This window comes from Pantoea sp. UBA7232 (assembly GCF_002473195.1).
GTDB classification, from domain to species: Bacteria; Pseudomonadota; Gammaproteobacteria; order Enterobacterales; family Enterobacteriaceae; genus Pantoea; species Pantoea eucrina.
In genome coordinates this window covers 1-16,313 of record NZ_DKTK01000006.1, presented here as the reverse complement: position 1 = coordinate 16,313, position 16,313 = coordinate 1, and the positions used below count along the sequence as shown (strand labels likewise).

The 16,313-nt window shown below is 58.8% G+C and carries 19 protein-coding genes; 7 read left to right on the top strand and 12 right to left on the bottom strand.

Annotated elements, in window-relative coordinates:
• Positions 1-21 precede the first annotated feature (21 nt).
• On the top strand, positions 22-276 hold the full coding sequence (locus B4056_RS03390) for a biofilm development regulator YmgB/AriR family protein (RefSeq protein ID WP_094112121.1): 255 nt from the start codon (positions 22-24) through the stop codon (positions 274-276).
• An 8-nt stretch (positions 277-284) separates the two neighbouring features.
• Here B4056_RS03390 and B4056_RS03385 read toward each other — a convergent pair whose 3' ends face one another.
• Both B4056_RS03385 and B4056_RS03380 read right to left on the bottom strand, forming a co-directional pair.
• Positions 285-599 carry a hypothetical protein gene (locus B4056_RS03385; protein WP_039385730.1) on the bottom strand — a complete coding sequence of 105 codons (315 nt, stop codon included), beginning with the start codon at positions 597-599 and terminating at the stop codon, positions 285-287.
• A 169-nt stretch (positions 600-768) separates the two neighbouring features.
• On the bottom strand, positions 769-1,068 hold the full coding sequence (locus B4056_RS03380) for an I78 family peptidase inhibitor (protein WP_094112122.1): 300 nt from the start codon (positions 1,066-1,068) through the stop codon (positions 769-771).
• A 434-nt stretch (positions 1,069-1,502) separates the two neighbouring features.
• Here B4056_RS03380 and B4056_RS03375 point away from each other — a divergent pair, with 434 nt between their 5' ends.
• Both B4056_RS03375 and B4056_RS03370 read left to right on the top strand, forming a co-directional pair.
• A complete protein-coding gene (locus tag B4056_RS03375) occupies positions 1,503-2,150 on the top strand; it encodes a CPBP family intramembrane glutamic endopeptidase (protein WP_094112124.1) in 648 nt (215 codons plus the stop codon).
• A gap of 91 nt (positions 2,151-2,241) precedes the next feature.
• Complete coding sequence (locus B4056_RS03370) at positions 2,242-3,264, top strand: LacI family DNA-binding transcriptional regulator (RefSeq protein ID WP_094112125.1); 1,023 nt, start codon at positions 2,242-2,244, stop codon at positions 3,262-3,264.
• Here the strand turns inward: B4056_RS03370 and B4056_RS03365 are convergent.
• From B4056_RS03365 to B4056_RS03345, 5 genes are all read right to left on the bottom strand, one after another.
• Positions 3,258-4,697, bottom strand: a complete 1,440-nt coding sequence (locus B4056_RS03365; protein WP_094112126.1) for a glycoside hydrolase family 1 protein — start codon at positions 4,695-4,697, stop codon at positions 3,258-3,260. The two genes, B4056_RS03370 and B4056_RS03365, sit on opposite strands and share 7 nt — an antisense overlap.
• 9 nt (positions 4,698-4,706) lie before the next feature.
• A complete protein-coding gene (locus tag B4056_RS03360) occupies positions 4,707-5,024 on the bottom strand; it encodes a PTS lactose/cellobiose transporter subunit IIA (RefSeq protein ID WP_039382928.1) in 318 nt (105 codons plus the stop codon).
• Positions 5,024-6,340 (bottom strand): PTS sugar transporter subunit IIC, encoded by a 1,317-nt coding sequence (locus B4056_RS03355; RefSeq protein ID WP_071668605.1) that lies wholly within the window; start codon positions 6,338-6,340, stop codon positions 5,024-5,026. Before B4056_RS03355 ends, B4056_RS03360 begins: the two co-directional genes overlap by 1 nt.
• Before the next feature lie 88 nt (positions 6,341-6,428).
• Entirely contained in the window at positions 6,429-6,737 is a 309-nt protein-coding gene (locus B4056_RS03350) for a PTS sugar transporter subunit IIB (RefSeq protein WP_288654210.1), read from the bottom strand.
• Between the two features lie 246 nt (positions 6,738-6,983).
• A complete protein-coding gene (locus tag B4056_RS03345) occupies positions 6,984-7,166 on the bottom strand; it encodes a hypothetical protein (RefSeq protein ID WP_039382925.1) in 183 nt (60 codons plus the stop codon).
• 213 nt (positions 7,167-7,379) lie between these two features.
• Between B4056_RS03345 and B4056_RS03340 the strand changes: the two genes are divergently transcribed.
• Both B4056_RS03340 and B4056_RS03335 read left to right on the top strand, forming a co-directional pair.
• A complete protein-coding gene (locus B4056_RS03340) occupies positions 7,380-7,550 on the top strand; it encodes a hypothetical protein (protein ID WP_166713742.1) in 171 nt (56 codons plus the stop codon).
• 111 nt (positions 7,551-7,661) lie between these two features.
• Positions 7,662-7,901, top strand: a complete 240-nt coding sequence (locus B4056_RS03335) for a hypothetical protein (RefSeq protein WP_039382924.1) — start codon at positions 7,662-7,664, stop codon at positions 7,899-7,901.
• Positions 7,902-7,965: 64 nt separating this feature from the next.
• Here B4056_RS03335 and B4056_RS03330 read toward each other — a convergent pair whose 3' ends face one another.
• From B4056_RS03330 to B4056_RS03310, 5 genes are all read right to left on the bottom strand, one after another.
• On the bottom strand, positions 7,966-8,394 hold the full coding sequence (locus B4056_RS03330; RefSeq protein WP_094112128.1) for an OsmC family protein: 429 nt from the start codon (positions 8,392-8,394) through the stop codon (positions 7,966-7,968).
• 60 nt (positions 8,395-8,454) lie between these two features.
• Positions 8,455-9,645 (bottom strand): FMN-dependent L-lactate dehydrogenase LldD, encoded by a 1,191-nt coding sequence (lldD, locus tag B4056_RS03325; RefSeq protein ID WP_288653834.1) that lies wholly within the window; start codon positions 9,643-9,645, stop codon positions 8,455-8,457.
• Positions 9,645-10,409 carry a transcriptional regulator LldR gene (gene lldR / locus B4056_RS03320; RefSeq protein WP_288653832.1) on the bottom strand — a complete coding sequence of 255 codons (765 nt, stop codon included), beginning with the start codon at positions 10,407-10,409 and terminating at the stop codon, positions 9,645-9,647. Before lldR ends, lldD begins: the two co-directional genes overlap by 1 nt.
• Positions 10,406-12,055: an L-lactate permease gene (lldP, locus tag B4056_RS03315; RefSeq protein WP_288653830.1), complete on the bottom strand. Its 1,650-nt coding sequence runs from the start codon at positions 12,053-12,055 to the stop codon at positions 10,406-10,408. Before lldP ends, lldR begins: the two co-directional genes overlap by 4 nt.
• Before the next feature lie 217 nt (positions 12,056-12,272).
• A complete protein-coding gene (locus B4056_RS03310; protein ID WP_113654947.1) occupies positions 12,273-13,439 on the bottom strand; it encodes a cyanate transporter in 1,167 nt (388 codons plus the stop codon).
• An 87-nt stretch (positions 13,440-13,526) separates the two neighbouring features.
• Here B4056_RS03310 and B4056_RS03305 point away from each other — a divergent pair, with 87 nt between their 5' ends.
• Positions 13,527-14,387, top strand: coding sequence for a LysR family transcriptional regulator (locus B4056_RS03305; protein ID WP_288653828.1), 861 nt, complete (start codon positions 13,527-13,529; stop codon positions 14,385-14,387).
• A gap of 89 nt (positions 14,388-14,476) precedes the next feature.
• Positions 14,477-15,847: an amidohydrolase gene (locus B4056_RS03300; RefSeq protein ID WP_288653826.1), complete on the top strand. Its 1,371-nt coding sequence runs from the start codon at positions 14,477-14,479 to the stop codon at positions 15,845-15,847.
• The last annotated feature ends 466 nt before the right edge of the window (positions 15,848-16,313 follow it).

Here is a 16,313-nt window from a genome sequence, read left to right as displayed (position 1 = left end):
TTGTCTCTGCGGAGGTCAGCCATGAGAACCTATCCTGACAGCGCCAGTCGGGCGATTACCGACTATTTCAACACGCCTGCCTGGCACCTGCCGCATGAGAGCGATCTGCTGGCAGCTATTATGCGGGAACTGATGGCCGAGGGGCAGCCTGCGACCAGTAAAGCGGTTGTTGCGCGGGTCATTGAGAAGCTGGAGTTTGAGGGCGATGAGCAGCGTCTGCAGAGCTACCGGACGCTGCTGGCGCAGCTACTGGGCAGCAGCGAGCCGGGTGCCTGAGGGATGATTTATTTTGCGACCCGCAGCTGATCGGCTTCGCTGACGACGGCTTTACCGCTCTGACGATGGTAGAGGCAGAGTTCACGTCCGGTGCGGTTTTTCATGTGCTTTTGCGGATAGCGTCCCTGCAGCAGCAGCGCGTCATAACCGGTGCGGTCGTCAAACTGCACCGGCTTACCCACAATTTTCGCCTGCGCCAGCGTACTGGCCAGCAGGCACGCCTGACGGCTCTGCTGCTCATTTTCCTGCCAGGCAGCTTCGCCGGATGCATGCGCCAGCGGAGCCAGCAGCGTTAACAGCAGAAAGCCTGAAAATCTTTTCATCATTACCTCTTGTTGCAGTAGCGCGTTCGCCGGTTAAAAAAATTCCCGCCGCAGCGGGAAGAAACAAGACGAACAGTGCATGTCTGAGATGACGAGGCGATCTCTGTTTGTCAGAGTATCCTCGCCGCCGGGCATGACAACCCGATGACAGTCGCGTGTCCGTCTGGTGTCAGCCGCAGTAGACGCGGGTGATATTGCCCTCTTTATCGCCCATAAAATTGAGCCGGTGCAGATTAAAGTCCATTGTGACGGCACCGTTCCAGGGGATCGCGCGTACCGGACCCGCAAATTTCTGACTGCCGATCGCTGTCAGTGGCTGGCCAATAAAGTTCTGATACTGCGATGCGCGACACTGGTCGGTTTCCGGATCCACGCTGGCCGCAGCCTGGGTACTGGTTTTGCCGGCAGACTGACAGGCGCTTAAGGCCATGGCAGCGGTTAGCAACAGGATTTTTCCACAATGCGTCACAACTCTCTCCTTCTGAACAGATAACTACGTCGCCTCTGAGAGTAGCAAAGCGCGGCGCCTAAACGAACGCTACCGGCCGAAAAAAATGCCCGTTTACACGCCGGAAACGGCTATTTTCTGCGGCCAGTTTAGGATTAATCGCACTAAATGACTCACTTTTGCCCAGAAAAAAACTATCATTTCTAAGAATCATCTGAGGAGGCTTACTATGGAACTCATGATTTTTATCGGCTGCGCTATTCTGATGACGTTCGTGGCCGTTCGCGTTCGTTAACGCGCTGGCCGGTGACCGCCAGGCACGCCCGTCGGGTATCTGCCCGCCGTGCCTGGTTTTTATTGTAAAGCTCAGGTGGTACTGAAATCTGAGATCGCGCACCTCGACAGCACTCAGCGCCATTGCTACTATGCCATTCCCCCTGCCCGCTGAGTCGCCTATGGATACTCAATCCGACAAAGTCACCTTAACCCTGTTTTATGCGGGCTGCTTTGTTGTCTATTACCTCGTAACGATGCTGATCACGCTCTTTCCCAACTATAGTGCGTTGCGGAATGATGGCCTGCTGGTGCCGGTTCTCTGCCTGTTTGAGTTCGCCGTGATCTATCCACTCTACCGCTTTTATTGTCAGCGGCGCAGCGATATTCCGCTGGGTGCCCTGCGCCCTCTGCAGACGCTGCTGTTTATTGGAGCCCTGTTTCTGCTGATGGTGGCTCAGACGCAGTTTTTACAGCCGGAGGGCTGGCTGATTGAGCAGAGCCAGCAGGGGCGCAACTCCATGCTGATTTTGCTGCTGACGGCAGTACTGCTGGCGCCGGTATTTGAAGAAGTGCTGTTTCGCGGCTTCCTGCTGCAGGCGTTTCTGATCTGGGCACCCCGCAGCCGCTTCGCCTGCATGCTGCTGACGTCGCTGCTGTTTGCGGCGCTGCACACGCAATATGTGCACTGGGAAACGCTGGTAGCGCTGACGCTCTTTTCGCTGCTGCTCTGCTATGCGCGCCTGCGCAGTAATAACCTCGCCCTGCCCATTTTCCTGCATACGCTGAATAATCTGATTGCGATCCTGCCCGCCTGGTTCTTTGCCTGATCGGCTTCACTGTTTACCTGGGCACTCCTCTGCCGCCGCGCATTTTCAGTTACTATCACGCTTACACGTGAAGGGATGATGGGACGGAAAAATGATTACAATGCTGGATGTGGCCCGGAAGGCTGGCGTCTCTAAAGCCACCGTATCGCGCGTGCTGGCGGGTACGCGCTACGTCAGTAAAGCGACGCAGCAGAAAGTGTTTCAGGCGATCGAAGAGACCGGCTATCGCCCTAACCTGCTGGCACGCAGTCTGGCAACGCAGAAGTCACAGAATATTGGTCTGATTGTCACCCACTCCCTGTTCAACGGCCCCTATTTCAGCGAGCTGCTTTATCAGACTGCCACCCTGACCAATAACTACGGGCGCCAGCTGATCCTGGCGGACGGTAAAACCAGCGCCGACGATGAACGGGCGGCAATTGAATTTCTGCTCGATCTGCGCTGTGACGCGATCATTATCTATCCGCGCTTTCTGGATACGGCCGCGCTGGAAGCGCTGATTAAGCAGCACGCCATTCCGATTATGGTGGTGAACCGGCAGCTGACACAGCATGCAGAACACTGCGTCTGGGCCACACATCAGCAGAATACCTTTGATGCCGTACGGTATCTGATCCAGCGCGGGCATCAGGATATCGCGTTTATTACTGGCCTGCCGGGCTCGCCCACCGCTGCCGCACGGCTGGCGGGCTATCAGCAGGCGCTGGCTGCTCATCAGCTGCCCTTTGAGCCTGCCCGGGTCATCCAGGGCGCATGGACCTCGCTCAGCGGTCAGCTGGCCACACAGCAGCTGCTGGCGTCGCAGATCGCGTTCAGCGCGCTGATGGCGAGTAATGACGATATGGCGATGGGCGCGGCACTGGCGCTGCACGAGGCTGGAAAACGGCTGCCGCAGGATGTCTCTCTGGTGGGTTTCGATGACATTAATATGGCCGCCTTTTTTCTGCCGCCGCTGACCACGGTACATGTGCCGGTTGCTGAAATGATCCAGCACACGCTGGCGCAGCTGGTCGCCATGCTGGAGGGCAAGCCGGTTAGCGTGTTACCGCCCTTTAGCGGGCGGCTGATTGAACGCGCGTCGGTTGCTGACGGACCCGCGCGGCGCGATCAGTAGCTGACCGCGTCGTCGAGCGTAGCGCCGTTGCTGGCAATAAGCTGCTGATACCAGAAAAAGCTCTTTTTACGATAGCGCGCCAGATCTTTCAGGTCATGTTCATCGCGGTTTACATAGATAAAGCCGTAGCGTTTACCGATCCCCTGATGGGTACTGACCAGATCGATCGCTGACCAGGGACAGTAGCCAAACAGCACCACGCCATCCGCAATCGCCAGCCGCAGCTGCCGCAGATGATCGCGCAGATAGGCGATACGATAATCGTCATGTACTTTGTTGCCCGCTTCCAGCGTATCAAAGGCGCCCAGGCCATTTTCCGTGACAATCAGCGGCAGCGCATAGCGCGCGTAGATCTCACGGGCGGTGATGCGAAAGCCGACCGGATCGATATACCAGCCAAACTGATTCTGCGACAGATGCGGATTATTGCAGCCGACATACACCGTGCTGTCGATGCCCGCCATCTGCTGATCCGCTTTCTGCTTACTGTTGAGTTCACCGCGTGCCGCATCCGGCAGGTCAGCGCTGACGGTAGCGGAGGCGTAGTAGTTAAACGCGATAAAATCGGGTTTGCCCGCTGCAATGATCGCCATATCATCCGCCGCAATCTCCGGCAGCCAGCCACGCTGCTGTAAAAAGGCCCACACCACCGCGTTGTAACGTCCGTGTACCGCAAGATCGAGATAGAGCCAGTTACGAATGGCTGAAAAATTATCGGCGGCCAGCACATCTTCCGGCCGTGAGCTGGCGGCGTAAACGCAGGAGATATTCGGTGCCGGGCCGATTTTTGCACCCGGCAGACGCTGATGACAGGCGATCATCGCCTGCGCCTGCGCCAGCATCATATGGTGATTCTGCTGATAGAGGCTGCGCTGCACATCTTCTGTGCCCTCTGCCAGCGTGCCGATGACCTCGCCCTTGAGGATCATCATGTTCTGCTCATTGATGGTCAGCCAGTATTTTACCTGCTTGCCATAGTGTTCAAAGCAGGTGACGGCAAAGCGCTCAAACGCTGCGACAGTGCGCCGGTTTGACCAGCCGCCCGCCTGCTGCAGCGCCCACGGCAGATCAAAATGGTAGAGCGTGACCAGCGGTTCAATGCCGTGCCGGCAGATTTCATCAATCAGCTGCTGGTAAAACGCCACGCCAGCCGGATTAAGCTCGCCGTCGCCGTCAGGGTAAAGACGACTCCAGGCAATCGAAAACCGGTAGGTTTTCAATCCCATTTCGGCCAGCAGCGCAATATCCTCTTTAAAGCGGTGATAGTGATCGCTGCAGACGGTAAAGTCAGTGACGTTATCGCTGAAGCGCGCGTGGTCGATGACTGACGGTCCTTTGCCATCCGTATTCCATGCGCCCTCAACCTGATACGCCGACGTTGATGCGCCCCAGAGAAATCCATCCGGAAACGCACCGGGATTATGATGCTGCATAGCTGCTCCTTACTGTTGCGCCGCCAGTTCACGACGCAGCTGAATGATCTCTTCCGCCAGTTCGCGACAGAGCATGGCGTTCATCAGATGATCCTGGGCATGTACCATAATTAAATTGACCGGAATTTTGCCGCAGCCCTCATCAGCACCAATCAGTTCGGTCTGGATACGATGCGCCGCTTTTGCCGCCTGCGTGGCGGCCGTGAGCTGTGCGTCCGCTTCACTCCACGCCTGATTACGCGCCGCACGCAGCGCCTGCATGGCGCAGGAGCGCGCCTCTCCCGCCTGAATGATCAGCTCCATTACCGTGGTTTCATCAATTTCCATCATGACTCCTTAGCCAGTTGTGCCGCTGCGGCCTGCTCCTGCTCCTGTTGCAGCAGCTGGCGCTCATACATTTTGAAAAACGGGTAGTAGATAAGCGTGGCAATCGCCACCAGCACGGCGATCAGCACGATCACGCGCCAGTCCCAGCCGGTTGACCAGGCGGCACCAATCGGAGCGGGCGTGGTCCACGGTGCCAGTGAGACAACGTGATTAATCAGGTTAGTTTTGGTGGCGGTCCAGGCGATCACGGCGTTAACCAGCGGCGCAAGCAGAAACGGAATAAACAGGATGGGATTCATCACCACCGGTGAGCCAAATATTACCGGCTCGTTGATGTTAAACATGCTGGGCACAATGCTCAGTTTGCCAATTGAGCGCAGGTGCGCTGAACGGCTGCGCAGATAAAGCAGCACCAGCCCCATAGTGGAACCCGATCCGCCTATCACAATGAAAAACTGCCAGAAAGGTTCAATAAACACGTGCATGACCGGCTCACCGGCGTTCAGCGCCTGCTGATTCAGCCCGAGATTGGTCAGCCAGAACGCCTGCAGAATGCCCCCGACGATCACCGCACCATGAATGCCGGCAAACCACAGCATATGGCACAAAAGCACCGCAATCAGTACCGCGGGCAGTGAATCAGATGCGGAGATGACCGGCGCGAAGATGGCCATAATCGCCTGTGGCAGCAGCATGCCAAACTGCGCCTGCACCCACAGGCTGAGCGGAAATAGCGTGAGAAAAATGGCGACAATCGGGATCAGCAGATCAAACGACTGGCGGATTTTTGGCGGAACCTGCTCTGGCAGCTTAAAGCCAATATGGTGTTTCTGCAGGAAATGCATCATTTCTGTGGCAAACAACGCCACCAGAATCGCCGTGAAGATCCCTTCACCACCCAGCGAGCCTACCGGCAGCATCTTATCGCTCTGGGGAGCTGCCACCACCAGAAAAGCCATCAGCGACAGGCTGGCCGCCATAAAACCGTTCATTTTGTAGCTGGTGGCAAGGTTATAGGCGATAGCGCTGGCGATGTAGAGCGCCATAATACCCATCGTCATGTTGTAGGGCATCATGATCTGCGCTTCATGCGCCTGCACCATACCCAGCCACCATTGTGCGAAGGCCCATGAACTGTCGGCAGAGAATGGCGGATGGGCAAACAGCAGCATAAACGAGCCGACAATCAGAAACGGCATAGAAGCGATGAAACCATCGCGAATTGCGATGACGTGACGCTGGCTGGAGAGGCGTCCGGCGAATGGGCTGATGCGGTTTTCAATGACGCCAAATAAAGATTCACTGATGCTGCTCATGGGCAAGCTCCTTGCAACAGGCAACAAGAGAATTAACCTGCGCAACAGTTGCGCAGGCGGAAGAATTATTTGAGTGCGGGCGTTATTTTCAGGGGTGAATCAGTTTTAATGAATCTGCTAATATTTTTTCGCCGTTCATCATGCCGTAATCCATGCTATTTATAACGGCAATAGGCTTATTAAGCTGCTGGGCTATCGGGGCGAAATCAGCCAGTTTATATTTGATTTGCGGACCAAGCAGGCAGCAATCAACGCCCTGAATTTGTTCGTTAAACTCCTCTATTCCGACCGCTTTTATCTCAACATCAACACCCTGCTCTTTTGCCGCTTTTTCCATTTTCTGTACCACCATGCTGGTGGACATTCCGGCGGCACAGCACAGTAAAATCTTTGGCATGTTCGTTTCCTTTGAATGGTGTTTAATTAACGAATACACAGCCAGAAGATTTTCTGCAACCGGTTTCAGATCTGGATACAGAAAGTGTGAGAAATATCAAAACTCAATCCGGATAAATTAACTGGCAAAGAAATAGTGCAGGATGGTGATTATATTGTGGTAGGGGCATAATCATCTGAAACCGCCGCCTGGCCGTCGCCGCAGCATCGGTTAGCTGCAGCAGAACGTGCCGGACGGCTAGCGCTGTCAGGAGATAGCAGAATCTTTATGTTTATCCGCTTCGAAGTGGCTTTTGAACTGCTCATAAATGGAGATCATATTTGACGCATCGCCATGCAGAGGGCTTAATTTTCCGGCACGGACCAGCTCGATAACCAGCTGCAGTGCAGCCTGTTTTGGACTGCTGGCAGGATGGGCAATATCAGACATGCTTTTCTCACTCGTTTAATAGGGGTCAGCTGCACAGTTTAGCCTGGATTGTGCCGGGTTTGGATGCGCAGCGCGCTGCTGGCAGACCGTTCGGATAAAAAAGCCGCTCAGGGTGTTCATTGACCTGTGAGGCAATTGTCTATACTGGATCAAAAAAGGGAACACACAGCCACACATTCCGTACCAGCGCGAAGGTGTTAAAGGAGCCCGGTTATGCTGATTGGTTTTGTTTTATTAGTGAGTGCCTGCGGGCACGATGCCTGTGACGCGTTGCCGGTATCAGAGCGTATTTATCCGACAAAAACGGCCTGTGAAACCATGGCCAATCGTATCTACAAAGTCCGTCCTAACGTGGTCTTGCTGTGCGGCGAGGTTCATCGCTGAATTGAGGCCAGGATTTACTGCTTTGCTCACATTTTAGCCAGTCGCCATTGCAAGCGCTGGCAATAAGGTTCAAAATATAAGCTGTTTTACACTATCATCGTTGTGAATCCCATGAAGAAATCGCGCCCCCGCCGTCCTGCCGGACGCTGGGTTTATTACATTTTGTATGACGGTATCCTCTGGCCCTGCCCGGTGCGCTGGGAGTGGGAAAATGGCTTCGATGGCTGGCTTCCCTTCTACTATTCACCCACGTTTGAGTTTGTGGCGGGCGATCCGCGCAAGGCGTATCGTATTGCGCGCAGCAGCCTGCGTAACGTGCGTGAAGCGCTGCATGATGCGGAGTATGCCTGAGTGCAGAAACAATGATGCGCCCGCAGGCGCATCGTTAAAACATTGACCGTTGCGCGGTGCGCAATCAGTTATTCAGCGTGTAATCCAGCGTGATTTCCGCATTCAGCAGCTGCGATACCGGGCAGCCCGCTTTCGCTTTCTGAATAATCTCGTCAAAGGCATCTTTATCCACGCCCGGCAGCGACACCGTGCTGGTCAGTGCCACTTTAGTAATGGCAAAGCCTTCGCCTTTTTTGTCCAGCGAGACATCGGCGGTGGTGTCGATGCTCTCCGGCTTATGGCCGGCATTGCCCAGCATCAGCGACAGCGCCATGGAGAAACAGGCAGCGTGTGCGGCACCAATCAGCTCTTCCGGGTTAGTCCCTTTCCCGCCTTCAAAGCGCGTATTAAAACCATACGGCTGCTGACTCAGTACGCCACTCTCTGTGCTGACGGTACCTTTACCTTTGATGTCACCTTCCCAATGGGCCGATCCTTTCTTGTGAATGGTCATGTCATTCCTCCTGTTAGTGGACAGCACTGAGTATAGACAACCCGCTCTGTTTTGCCTGGCTCAGCGCACCGCGCGCGGGCGCGCGGGCTGTAAACCCGCCTCGCTCAGCAGGGCGTTAGCCTGTACCAGCGAATCCTGTGTGATATCCGCGATCGATTTTGCGCCGGTCAGCGTCATCGCGACCCGCATCTCTTTTTCAATCAGCGTCAGCAGATTCTCTACGCCGCGCTGGCCGTGTATGGCGAGCGCATAGATAAAGGCGCGTCCCAGCAGCACGCTGTCGGCACCCAGCGCCAGCATGCGCACCACATCCAGACCGCTGCGAATGCCGCTGTCTGCCAGAATGGTGATATCGCCTTTAACCGCATCGGCGATGGCCGGCAGCGCACGCGCTGACGAGAGCACGCCATCGAGCTGACGTCCGCCGTGGTTGGAGACCACGATGCCATCAGCGCCAAAGCGCACCGCATCGCGCGCATCCTCCGCATCCAGGATGCCTTTAATCACCATCGGTCCCTCCCAGAAATCGCGGATCCACTCCAGATCCTGCCAGGAGATCGAGGGATCGAAATTGTTAGCCAGCCAGCCAATGTAATCCTCCAGGCCGGTGGGTTTGCCGAGATAAGCTGAAATGTTGCCCAGATCGTGAGGCCGGCCGTGCAGCCCGACGTCCCACGCCCACTGCGGGTGGGTGGCTGCCTGCCAGTAGCGGCGCAGCGCAGCGTGCGGCCCGCTCATGCCGGAGTGCGCATCGCGATAGCGCGCCCCCGGCGTGGGCATATCGACGGTAAACACCAGCGTGGTGCAGCCGGCTGCTTTGGCGCGCTCCAGCGCGTTACGCATAAATCCGCGATCGCGCAGCACATAGAGCTGAAACCACATCGGCCGGTTGATGGCTGGCGCCACCTCTTCGATAGGACAGAGCGAGACGGTAGAGAGCGTAAAGGGGATCCCCTTCTGTGCCGCTGCCCGCGCCGCCTGCACCTCCCCCCGGCGCGCATACATGCCGCATAACCCCACCGGCGCCAGCGCCACCGGCATCGCCAGCGTCTCATTAAACAGCCGGGTTTCCAGACTCAGCGCGGACATATTTTTCAGCACCCGCTGACGCAGCGCGACGTCTGAAAGGTCAGCCACGTTGCGCCGCAGCGTATGCTCAGCATAGGCACCGCCATCCAGATAGTGAAACAGGAACGGAGGCAAAATGCGCTGCGCTGCGGCGCGATAGTCACTGGCAGCAGAGATAATCATCAGGTGTTCTCCTTACGGGTCGCTGCCGTTTCGCCCGGCAGGCGGGTGATGCGCGCCTGACGCGCTTCATCTTCATGCAGCGTTTTCATCGTGGTATGGACAAAGCCGAGGTGATCCATCGCCGCCTGACGCGCGGCGGCGGCATCGCCTGCCATCACCGCATCAAACATTGCCTGATGCTGCTCATTAAGGCGGTTAAAAATCACCGGCTGGGTATACATGCGCTGACGGCTGTGCAGTACCGATGACTGCAGCAAATCGAAAAAGCCGCGCATGGTCTGCAGTAAGACCAGATTGTGTGAAGCCTCTGCGATGGCGAGATGAAAACGCAGATCGGCCTGCGCGGCGAGATCGGGATCGCCGCAGTCGTTCAGCCGCAGCAGCGCATCAAAGGCGTAGCGCAGTTTTTCTTTATCCGCTTCCGTTGCGCGCAGCGCGGCGTGCCAGGCGGTACTGGCCTCAATGGCGTGGCGCGCCTCCAGAATATCCCAGCGGTAATCGGGATCGGCCGCCAGCAGCTGATGCATCGGCTCGACGATACGCTGTTCTGACCAGGGCTCCGGCGGCTGGCACAGCCAGGTGCCGCCGCCGCGTTTGCTGATCAGCACGCCGCTGTTAATCAGCTGCTGAATCGCCTCGCGCAGGGAGGAGCGCGAGACGCCCAGCAGCGCCGCCAGCTGGCGTTCGCCCGGCAGCCGCATGCCGGGCGTCAGCTGCTGCGCGCCGATCCAGGCGCTGAGACGTTCGCGCAGCGGCGCGCTCACGGGATCATCCACGTCAGCACGTAGGCCTGCAGCGTGGTGATCACCCCGACCATGCAGGTAAAAATCAGGCTGTGTTTCACGGTAAAGCGGAACAGATCGGACTCTTTCCCCACCAGCCCGACCGCCGCGCAGGCGATCGCAATCGACTGCGGCGATATCATCTTACCGGTCACGCCGCCGGTGGTATTAGCGGCCACCAGCAGGATATCAGAGACGCCGATTTGCTGGGCCGTGGTCGCCTGCAGCGCGGCAAACAGCGCGTTGGAGGAGGTGTCCGATCCGGTCAGAAACACGCCCAGCCAGCCGAGAAACGGTGAGAAAAAGGTAAACGCCTGCCCGGTGTGCGCCAGCGCCAGCGCCAGCGTAGCAGAGAGCCCGGAGTAGTTAGAGATAAAGGCAAACGCCAGCACCATGCCGATAGAGTAGATCGGCAGCGCCAGCTCTTTCAGCGTCTCTGCGAACGTCTGCAGCGCCGCGCGCGGTTTCATCCGCAGCCAGAGGATCGACAGCAGTGCCGCAACCAGAATCGCCGTGCCGGTGGCTGAAACCACATCGAATTTAAACAGTGCAGCGTACGGCGTGGCCTGACTCACCACCGGCGGCATCCGCGCCACCAGCTCATGCAGCAGCGGTACCGGCACGGTAAAGACCCAGTCATAGAGTGCGCCGCCTTTGGCAAACAGCGCCTTGAACGGCGGAATACTCCACAGCGTCACCGTCGCGGTAAGGAACAGAAACGGCATCCATGCGCGCACAATCTGCGCCAGCGTATAGCGCTGCGCTCCGGGCATGGCGTCAGCTGCATCGCGCTCTTCAAAACGGAAAATGCGTACCGGCTTCCAGCGACGTAAAAACAGCGTCAGACAGATCAATGAGGCGAGCGAGGAGATAATATCGGGCAGCTCCGGCCCGAGGAAGTTGGAGCTCAGGAACTGAGCAATGGCAAACGATCCTCCCGCCACGATCACCGCCGGCCAGGTCTCTTTCACCCCGCGCCAGCCATCCATGATCGCCATAATCCAGAACAGCACAATCAGCGTCAGAAACGGCAGCTGTCGCCCGGCCATCTGGCCAATCTGAAAGCTGTCCAGCCCGGTGACCTGCCCGGCCACAATAATCGGAATCCCCATCGCGCCGAACGCTACCGGCGCCGTATTGACAATCAGACAGAGGCCCGCCGCATAGAGCGGTTTGAAGCCCAGCCCGACCAGCAGCGCAGCGGTAATGGCCACCGGCGCACCAAACCCTGCCGCCCCTTCCAGGAAGGCGCCAAAGGCAAAACCGACGATCAGCATCTGCAGGCGCTGATCCGGCGTGATCGACAGGATCGACGCGCGAATAATGTCGAACTGCCCGGTTTTAACCGAGATCTTATACACAAACACGGCGGCAATGATGATCCAGGCGATCGGCCACAGGCCATAGAAAAAACCATACACCGCCGACGCCAGCGCCTGCCCCACTGGCATGCCATACAGCAGCAGCGCCACCAGCAGCGCCAGCACAACGGTCGCCGTGCCCGCCTGGTAGCCTTTGAGCTTGAGTTTAATCAGCGCAAAAAAGAAAAAAACAATCGGTATCACTGCGACCAGGCTGGAAAGCCATAGATTATTAAGCGGATCATAATTTTGCTGCCATACCTGCATGCCATTATCTCCGGAGGAGTGAAACCGGCACGGTGCAGCAAAACATGCACCGTGCAACAGTGCCCGTGACGCGCTGAAAGTGGTCGGACCGCATTCAGGAAACCGGGCTTATGGCGTCAGATAGTTAATGCGTTGTTAACTGAAAGCAACGCATTGCGGGAGAATTTTGCAGCAGTGTGACCGGGCAAAAAGGTTTTAACGCTTTTGGTAGGACCAATCAGCGCGACACGTGAGTAAATGCGCCGGTATAGCTGTGCGGATGAAAGCGCAGGTTCAGCGCAATCAGGCCCAGCGTAATCATACCCTGCATCAGCCAGACGCTGGAGAAGCTGCCGCTGAACGCCTGCAGCTGGCCGGCGACAAACGGCATGCAGCCGGCAATGATAAACCCGGCGCCCTGCATAAATGCCACCAGGCGTGCGCCCGCCTGCGGGTGTGGCAGGTGATCAAGTGCCAGCACCATCGTCAGCGGAAACGCGGCACCCAGGCCAAACCCGGCCACTGCGGCCCAGCACCAGGGGGCGAACTGCGGCGCAACCAGCAGGCCAGCCATACCGGTCAGCTGACAGAGCAGGCTGAAAATCAGCGGCGGACGCCGGTCGGTGTGGCGGGCCAGCAGCGGCATCAGCAGCGCACCGATAACCTGACACAAAATCATTACGCCAAGCAGTGAACCGCCCGCCTGTTCACTCCAGCCGGCCTGCTGATACGCGTCCGGGAGCCACGCCACGCAGGTGGCGTAGCCGCCGTTTACCAGGCCAAAGCTCAGCGCCAGCGACCAGGCGCGCGGCGTGCGCCACAGCGGGGGCAGCGCCGGTGCCGGCTGCGTCGCCGTCGCCGGCAGCCTTATCCGCAGCCAGAGCAGCAGGGCCAGCAGCGCCGGTAAAGCCCAGCTGCTTAACGCCAGCGTCCAGCCCATTCTGGCGCTGATCCAGGGCGTCAGCGTCGCCGCCACCCCGCCGCCGCCCATCAGCGCCCCCGCCCACAGCCCGGTTACGGCAGCGCTGCGCTGTGCAAAACGCTGGCGGATCACACCCGGCATCGCCATCTGCACCACGCCAGCACCGAGGCCCGCAACCAGCGCGCTGGCGACCAGTCCGCTGCCGCTGCCGGTAGCTGCACGCGCCAGCAGCGCCAGCAGCAGCAGCAGTAATCCCGCCTGCAGCAGGCGCTGCAGCGCAATACGCTGTAAAAGCGATGCGCTCAGCAGCGCCACCGCGCCCATCATGATCATCGGCACCGCCGGCAGCAGCGACGCCGCCAGCGGTGACAGGCCGATCGCCTGGCGCAGCTGACCGAGCAGCGGGCTGACCGACGTCAGCAGCGGACGCATATTCAGTCCGGCCAGGATCAGGGCGGCCAGCGTCAGCGAATTTCTGTTCATAAACACTCTCAGTGTTAAAAGATTGCCAGCATCGCAGTAGTAGTTACTATTGGGAAATAAAATAATGCCATAGCGAACAGTGGAAAAATGAATCGTCAGCCTATGTTTACGCCTCAGCAGCTGCTGAGCTTTGTTGCCGTCTGCGAAACCGCCAGCTTTACCCGAGCCGCCGGGCGGGTTCATCTTTCTCAGTCCACCGTCAGCCAGCAGGTGCGCCGGCTGGAGGAGATGCTCGGCAAAGCGCTGCTGGTACGCACGTCACATCAGGTTACGCTGACCGAAGAGGGTGAAAAGATGCTGGCCTACGCGCGCCGCATCATTACGCTTAACGGTGAAGCGTGGGATGTCCTGGGCGATACCTGGCGAGACGGCGTTCTGCGGCTTGGCGTACCGGAAGATTTTGCAGCGCCGACCGCCGGGCTGCTGGCGGATTTCAGCCGGGCACACCCGCAGCTGCGTCTTGATGTTATGAGCGGCATGTATGTTGATCTGCACCGTGCATGGCTGCGTGAAGAGCTGGATATCATGCTCATCAAGCAGCCCGGCGGCGAGCGTCCCCTCGCCTCGCGCCCTGAGCCGCTGCTCTGGCTCGATAGCCAGGCTCATCCCTGCTTTACCCGCTCGCCGGTCCCGCTGGTGGTATTCCCGCAGCAGGGGCTCTACCGGGAGGAGATGTGCCAGGCGCTGGACCAGCTGGCGCGCAGCTGGCGCATCAGCTACAGCAGTGCCAGCCTGGCGGCGCTCGCCAGCGCCAGCGAAGCCGGACTGGGCCTGACGCTACTGCCCGCCAGCTGCCGTCTCCCCGGCCATCGCGTGCTGGACCTCGCCGAGGGTCTGCCGCCGGTCACACATTTTGAGCTGGCGCTGTTCTGCCGTCTGCCGCAGGATGCGCTGCAGCAGACGCTGGCGCAGGCGCTGGCTGAGTTCTGCCATCTGCAGTGGCAGTGATTTTTCCACTGCCGGGCAGTGGCAAATATCGCAGCGGCGGCGCGGCAGATTTGTCAGATTAGGGTTTTCCCTGCGATCCGGAGCCTTTTATGTCCGTTACCTCTGCCAGCCGTCGTTCTTTTCTCAGCCAGGGCGTTCGCCTGACCGCCGCCGGAAGCCTGCTGGCTGCCGGTATGAGTCGCGCCGCGCCGTTACCCGCTCTTCCAGCCTGTCAGACTGCGGTACCCCCGCCTGACGCTGCTTACTATCAGCTCTGCAACGTGCGTCTTGAAGAGGCGTTTGAACGCGAAGGCGGCGAGGTGATCGCCACCCGCACCGCGTGCTACAACCTCACGATTAAAGAGGGGCTGTTTGTCGCGATTGAGCCAGCCAGCACGCCACGCAACGCTGCGCTGCCGCAGTGGGATGCACAGGGCGCGCTGCTGCTGCCCCGCACCCGTGATATGCATATCCACCTTGATAAGACGTTTTACGGCGGCCCGTGGCAGGCTCCGCGCCCGCGTCAGGGCAAAACCATTATGGATATGATCGCCCGGGAAGAGGTGCTGATCCCGCAGCTGCTCCCCACTTCACAGGCGCGTGCCGAAGCGCTGATTGCCCTGCTGCAGAGTAAAGGCACCACCGAAGCGCGCAGCCACTGCAACATCGATCCGGTCAGCGGCCTGCAGAGCCTGGCGCACCTGCAGCAGGCGCTGGCACAGCATCCCGATTTCCGCTGCGGAATTGTTGCCTTTCCGCAACACGGCCTGCTGCACTCAAAGGTTGATCGGCTGATGCGCGAGGCGATGCAGCCGGGCGTCACGCATGTGGGCGGCCTCGATCCGACCAGCGTTGATGGCGCAATGGAAGCGTCGCTTGATGCGATGTTTCAGATAGCGCTCGACTATCAGCGCGGCGTGGATATCCATCTGCACGAAATCAGCGCGGCGGGCGTAGCGGCTATTCAGTACATGATTGATACCGTTGCCCGTCATCCGCAGCTTAAAGGGCGCGTAACGCTGAGCCACGGCTTTGCACTGGCCACGCTGGAAGGAGATGCGCTGGATCGGATGATTGCCGGCATGGCGGAGCAGCAGATTAGCCTGGCGTCCACCATTCCGATCGGCAGACTGACCATGCCGCTGCCGCAGCTGCAGGCGGCAGGCGTCAACGTGATGACCGGCACTGACAGCGTGATCGATCACTGGTCCCCTTTTGGCACCGGCAGCATGCTGGAAAAAGCCAATCTCTATGCTCAGCTTTACCGCGGCTCTGATGAGTATGGGCTAAGCCGCGCGCTGCATATCGCAACCGGAGGTATTCTGCCGCTCTCTAATCAGGGCGTGCGGCAGTGGCCTGCGCTGCAGGATGAAGCCAGCATGATGCTGGTGTCAGCCAGCTGCTCTGCTGAAGCCGTGGCGCGGATTGCGCCGGTGCAGGCCACTTTTCAGCGGGGTAAAGCGGTGTTTTTTGCCGGTTAAGCGCCGGTTCTGTTCGCCGTCAGCTGCGGCCGCTGCCTTTGCGGCGGCGATGCTGCCCCGGGGCCGGTTCCGTTCGCCGTCAGCTGCGGCAGCTGCCTTTGCTCCGGCACGGCGACCGGGCAGAGGACGCCTGGCCGCGCCCTCTGCACTCCCCGGCCCTGCGCCAGCCCCGCCCGCCGCTGCGCGGTTCCCTCGCTCACGCCCGCTTCCCGGGGACCGGCCGCCATTCGCTCCTGCTCACCGCGCCCTTTCGCCGACGTCCTGTCGGCTCATCCCGGAACCGTGCCCTCCCTCGGCGGACCCGGATGGCGCTTCCCGCCGCTGCTGCTTTTTTTCTCTTCAATAAGTGTCTTATGGCTGAAGGTTTTGTAGAGAAGCTTCAGCGCACACCAAACCAAATTAAAAAAAAGAAATGAAGAATTTGCAGGCGGGGAGGAGGGGCGCTATCCGCAGCGCCGGGCGCAGA

Bases quoted from the DNA above. Each gene is read 5' to 3' on its own strand.
- B4056_RS03385 (WP_039385730.1), bottom strand. From the start codon at position 599: ATGAAAAGATTTTCAGGCTTTCTGCTGTTAACGCTGCTGGCTCCGCTG.
- B4056_RS03335 (WP_039382924.1), top strand. From the start codon at position 7,662: ATGAAGAAATCGCGCCCCCGCCGTCCTGCCGGACGCTGGGTTTATTAC.
- lldD (WP_288653834.1), bottom strand. From the start codon at position 9,645: ATGATTATCTCTGCTGCCAGTGACTATCGCGCCGCAGCGCAGCGCATT.
- B4056_RS03305 (WP_288653828.1), top strand. From the start codon at position 13,527: ATGAATCGTCAGCCTATGTTTACGCCTCAGCAGCTGCTGAGCTTTGTT.
- B4056_RS03300 (WP_288653826.1), top strand. From the start codon at position 14,477: ATGTCCGTTACCTCTGCCAGCCGTCGTTCTTTTCTCAGCCAGGGCGTT.
- B4056_RS03370 (WP_094112125.1), top strand. From the start codon at position 2,242: ATGATTACAATGCTGGATGTGGCCCGGAAGGCTGGCGTCTCTAAAGCC.
- B4056_RS03365 (WP_094112126.1), bottom strand. From the start codon at position 4,697: ATGCAGCATCATAATCCCGGTGCGTTTCCGGATGGATTTCTCTGGGGC.
- B4056_RS03310 (WP_113654947.1), bottom strand. From the start codon at position 13,439: ATGAACAGAAATTCGCTGACGCTGGCCGCCCTGATCCTGGCCGGACTG.
- B4056_RS03390 (WP_094112121.1), top strand. From the start codon at position 22: ATGAGAACCTATCCTGACAGCGCCAGTCGGGCGATTACCGACTATTTC.
- B4056_RS03360 (WP_039382928.1), bottom strand. From the start codon at position 5,024: ATGGAAATTGATGAAACCACGGTAATGGAGCTGATCATTCAGGCGGGA.
- lldP (WP_288653830.1), bottom strand. From the start codon at position 12,055: ATGCAGGTATGGCAGCAAAATTATGATCCGCTTAATAATCTATGGCTT.
- B4056_RS03345 (WP_039382925.1), bottom strand. From the start codon at position 7,166: ATGTCTGATATTGCCCATCCTGCCAGCAGTCCAAAACAGGCTGCACTG.
- B4056_RS03355 (WP_071668605.1), bottom strand. From the start codon at position 6,340: ATGAGCAGCATCAGTGAATCTTTATTTGGCGTCATTGAAAACCGCATC.
- B4056_RS03350 (WP_288654210.1), bottom strand. From the start codon at position 6,737: ATGCCAAAGATTTTACTGTGCTGTGCCGCCGGAATGTCCACCAGCATG.
- B4056_RS03330 (WP_094112128.1), bottom strand. From the start codon at position 8,394: ATGACCATTCACAAGAAAGGATCGGCCCATTGGGAAGGTGACATCAAA.
- B4056_RS03375 (WP_094112124.1), top strand. From the start codon at position 1,503: ATGGATACTCAATCCGACAAAGTCACCTTAACCCTGTTTTATGCGGGC.
- B4056_RS03340 (WP_166713742.1), top strand. From the start codon at position 7,380: ATGCTGATTGGTTTTGTTTTATTAGTGAGTGCCTGCGGGCACGATGCC.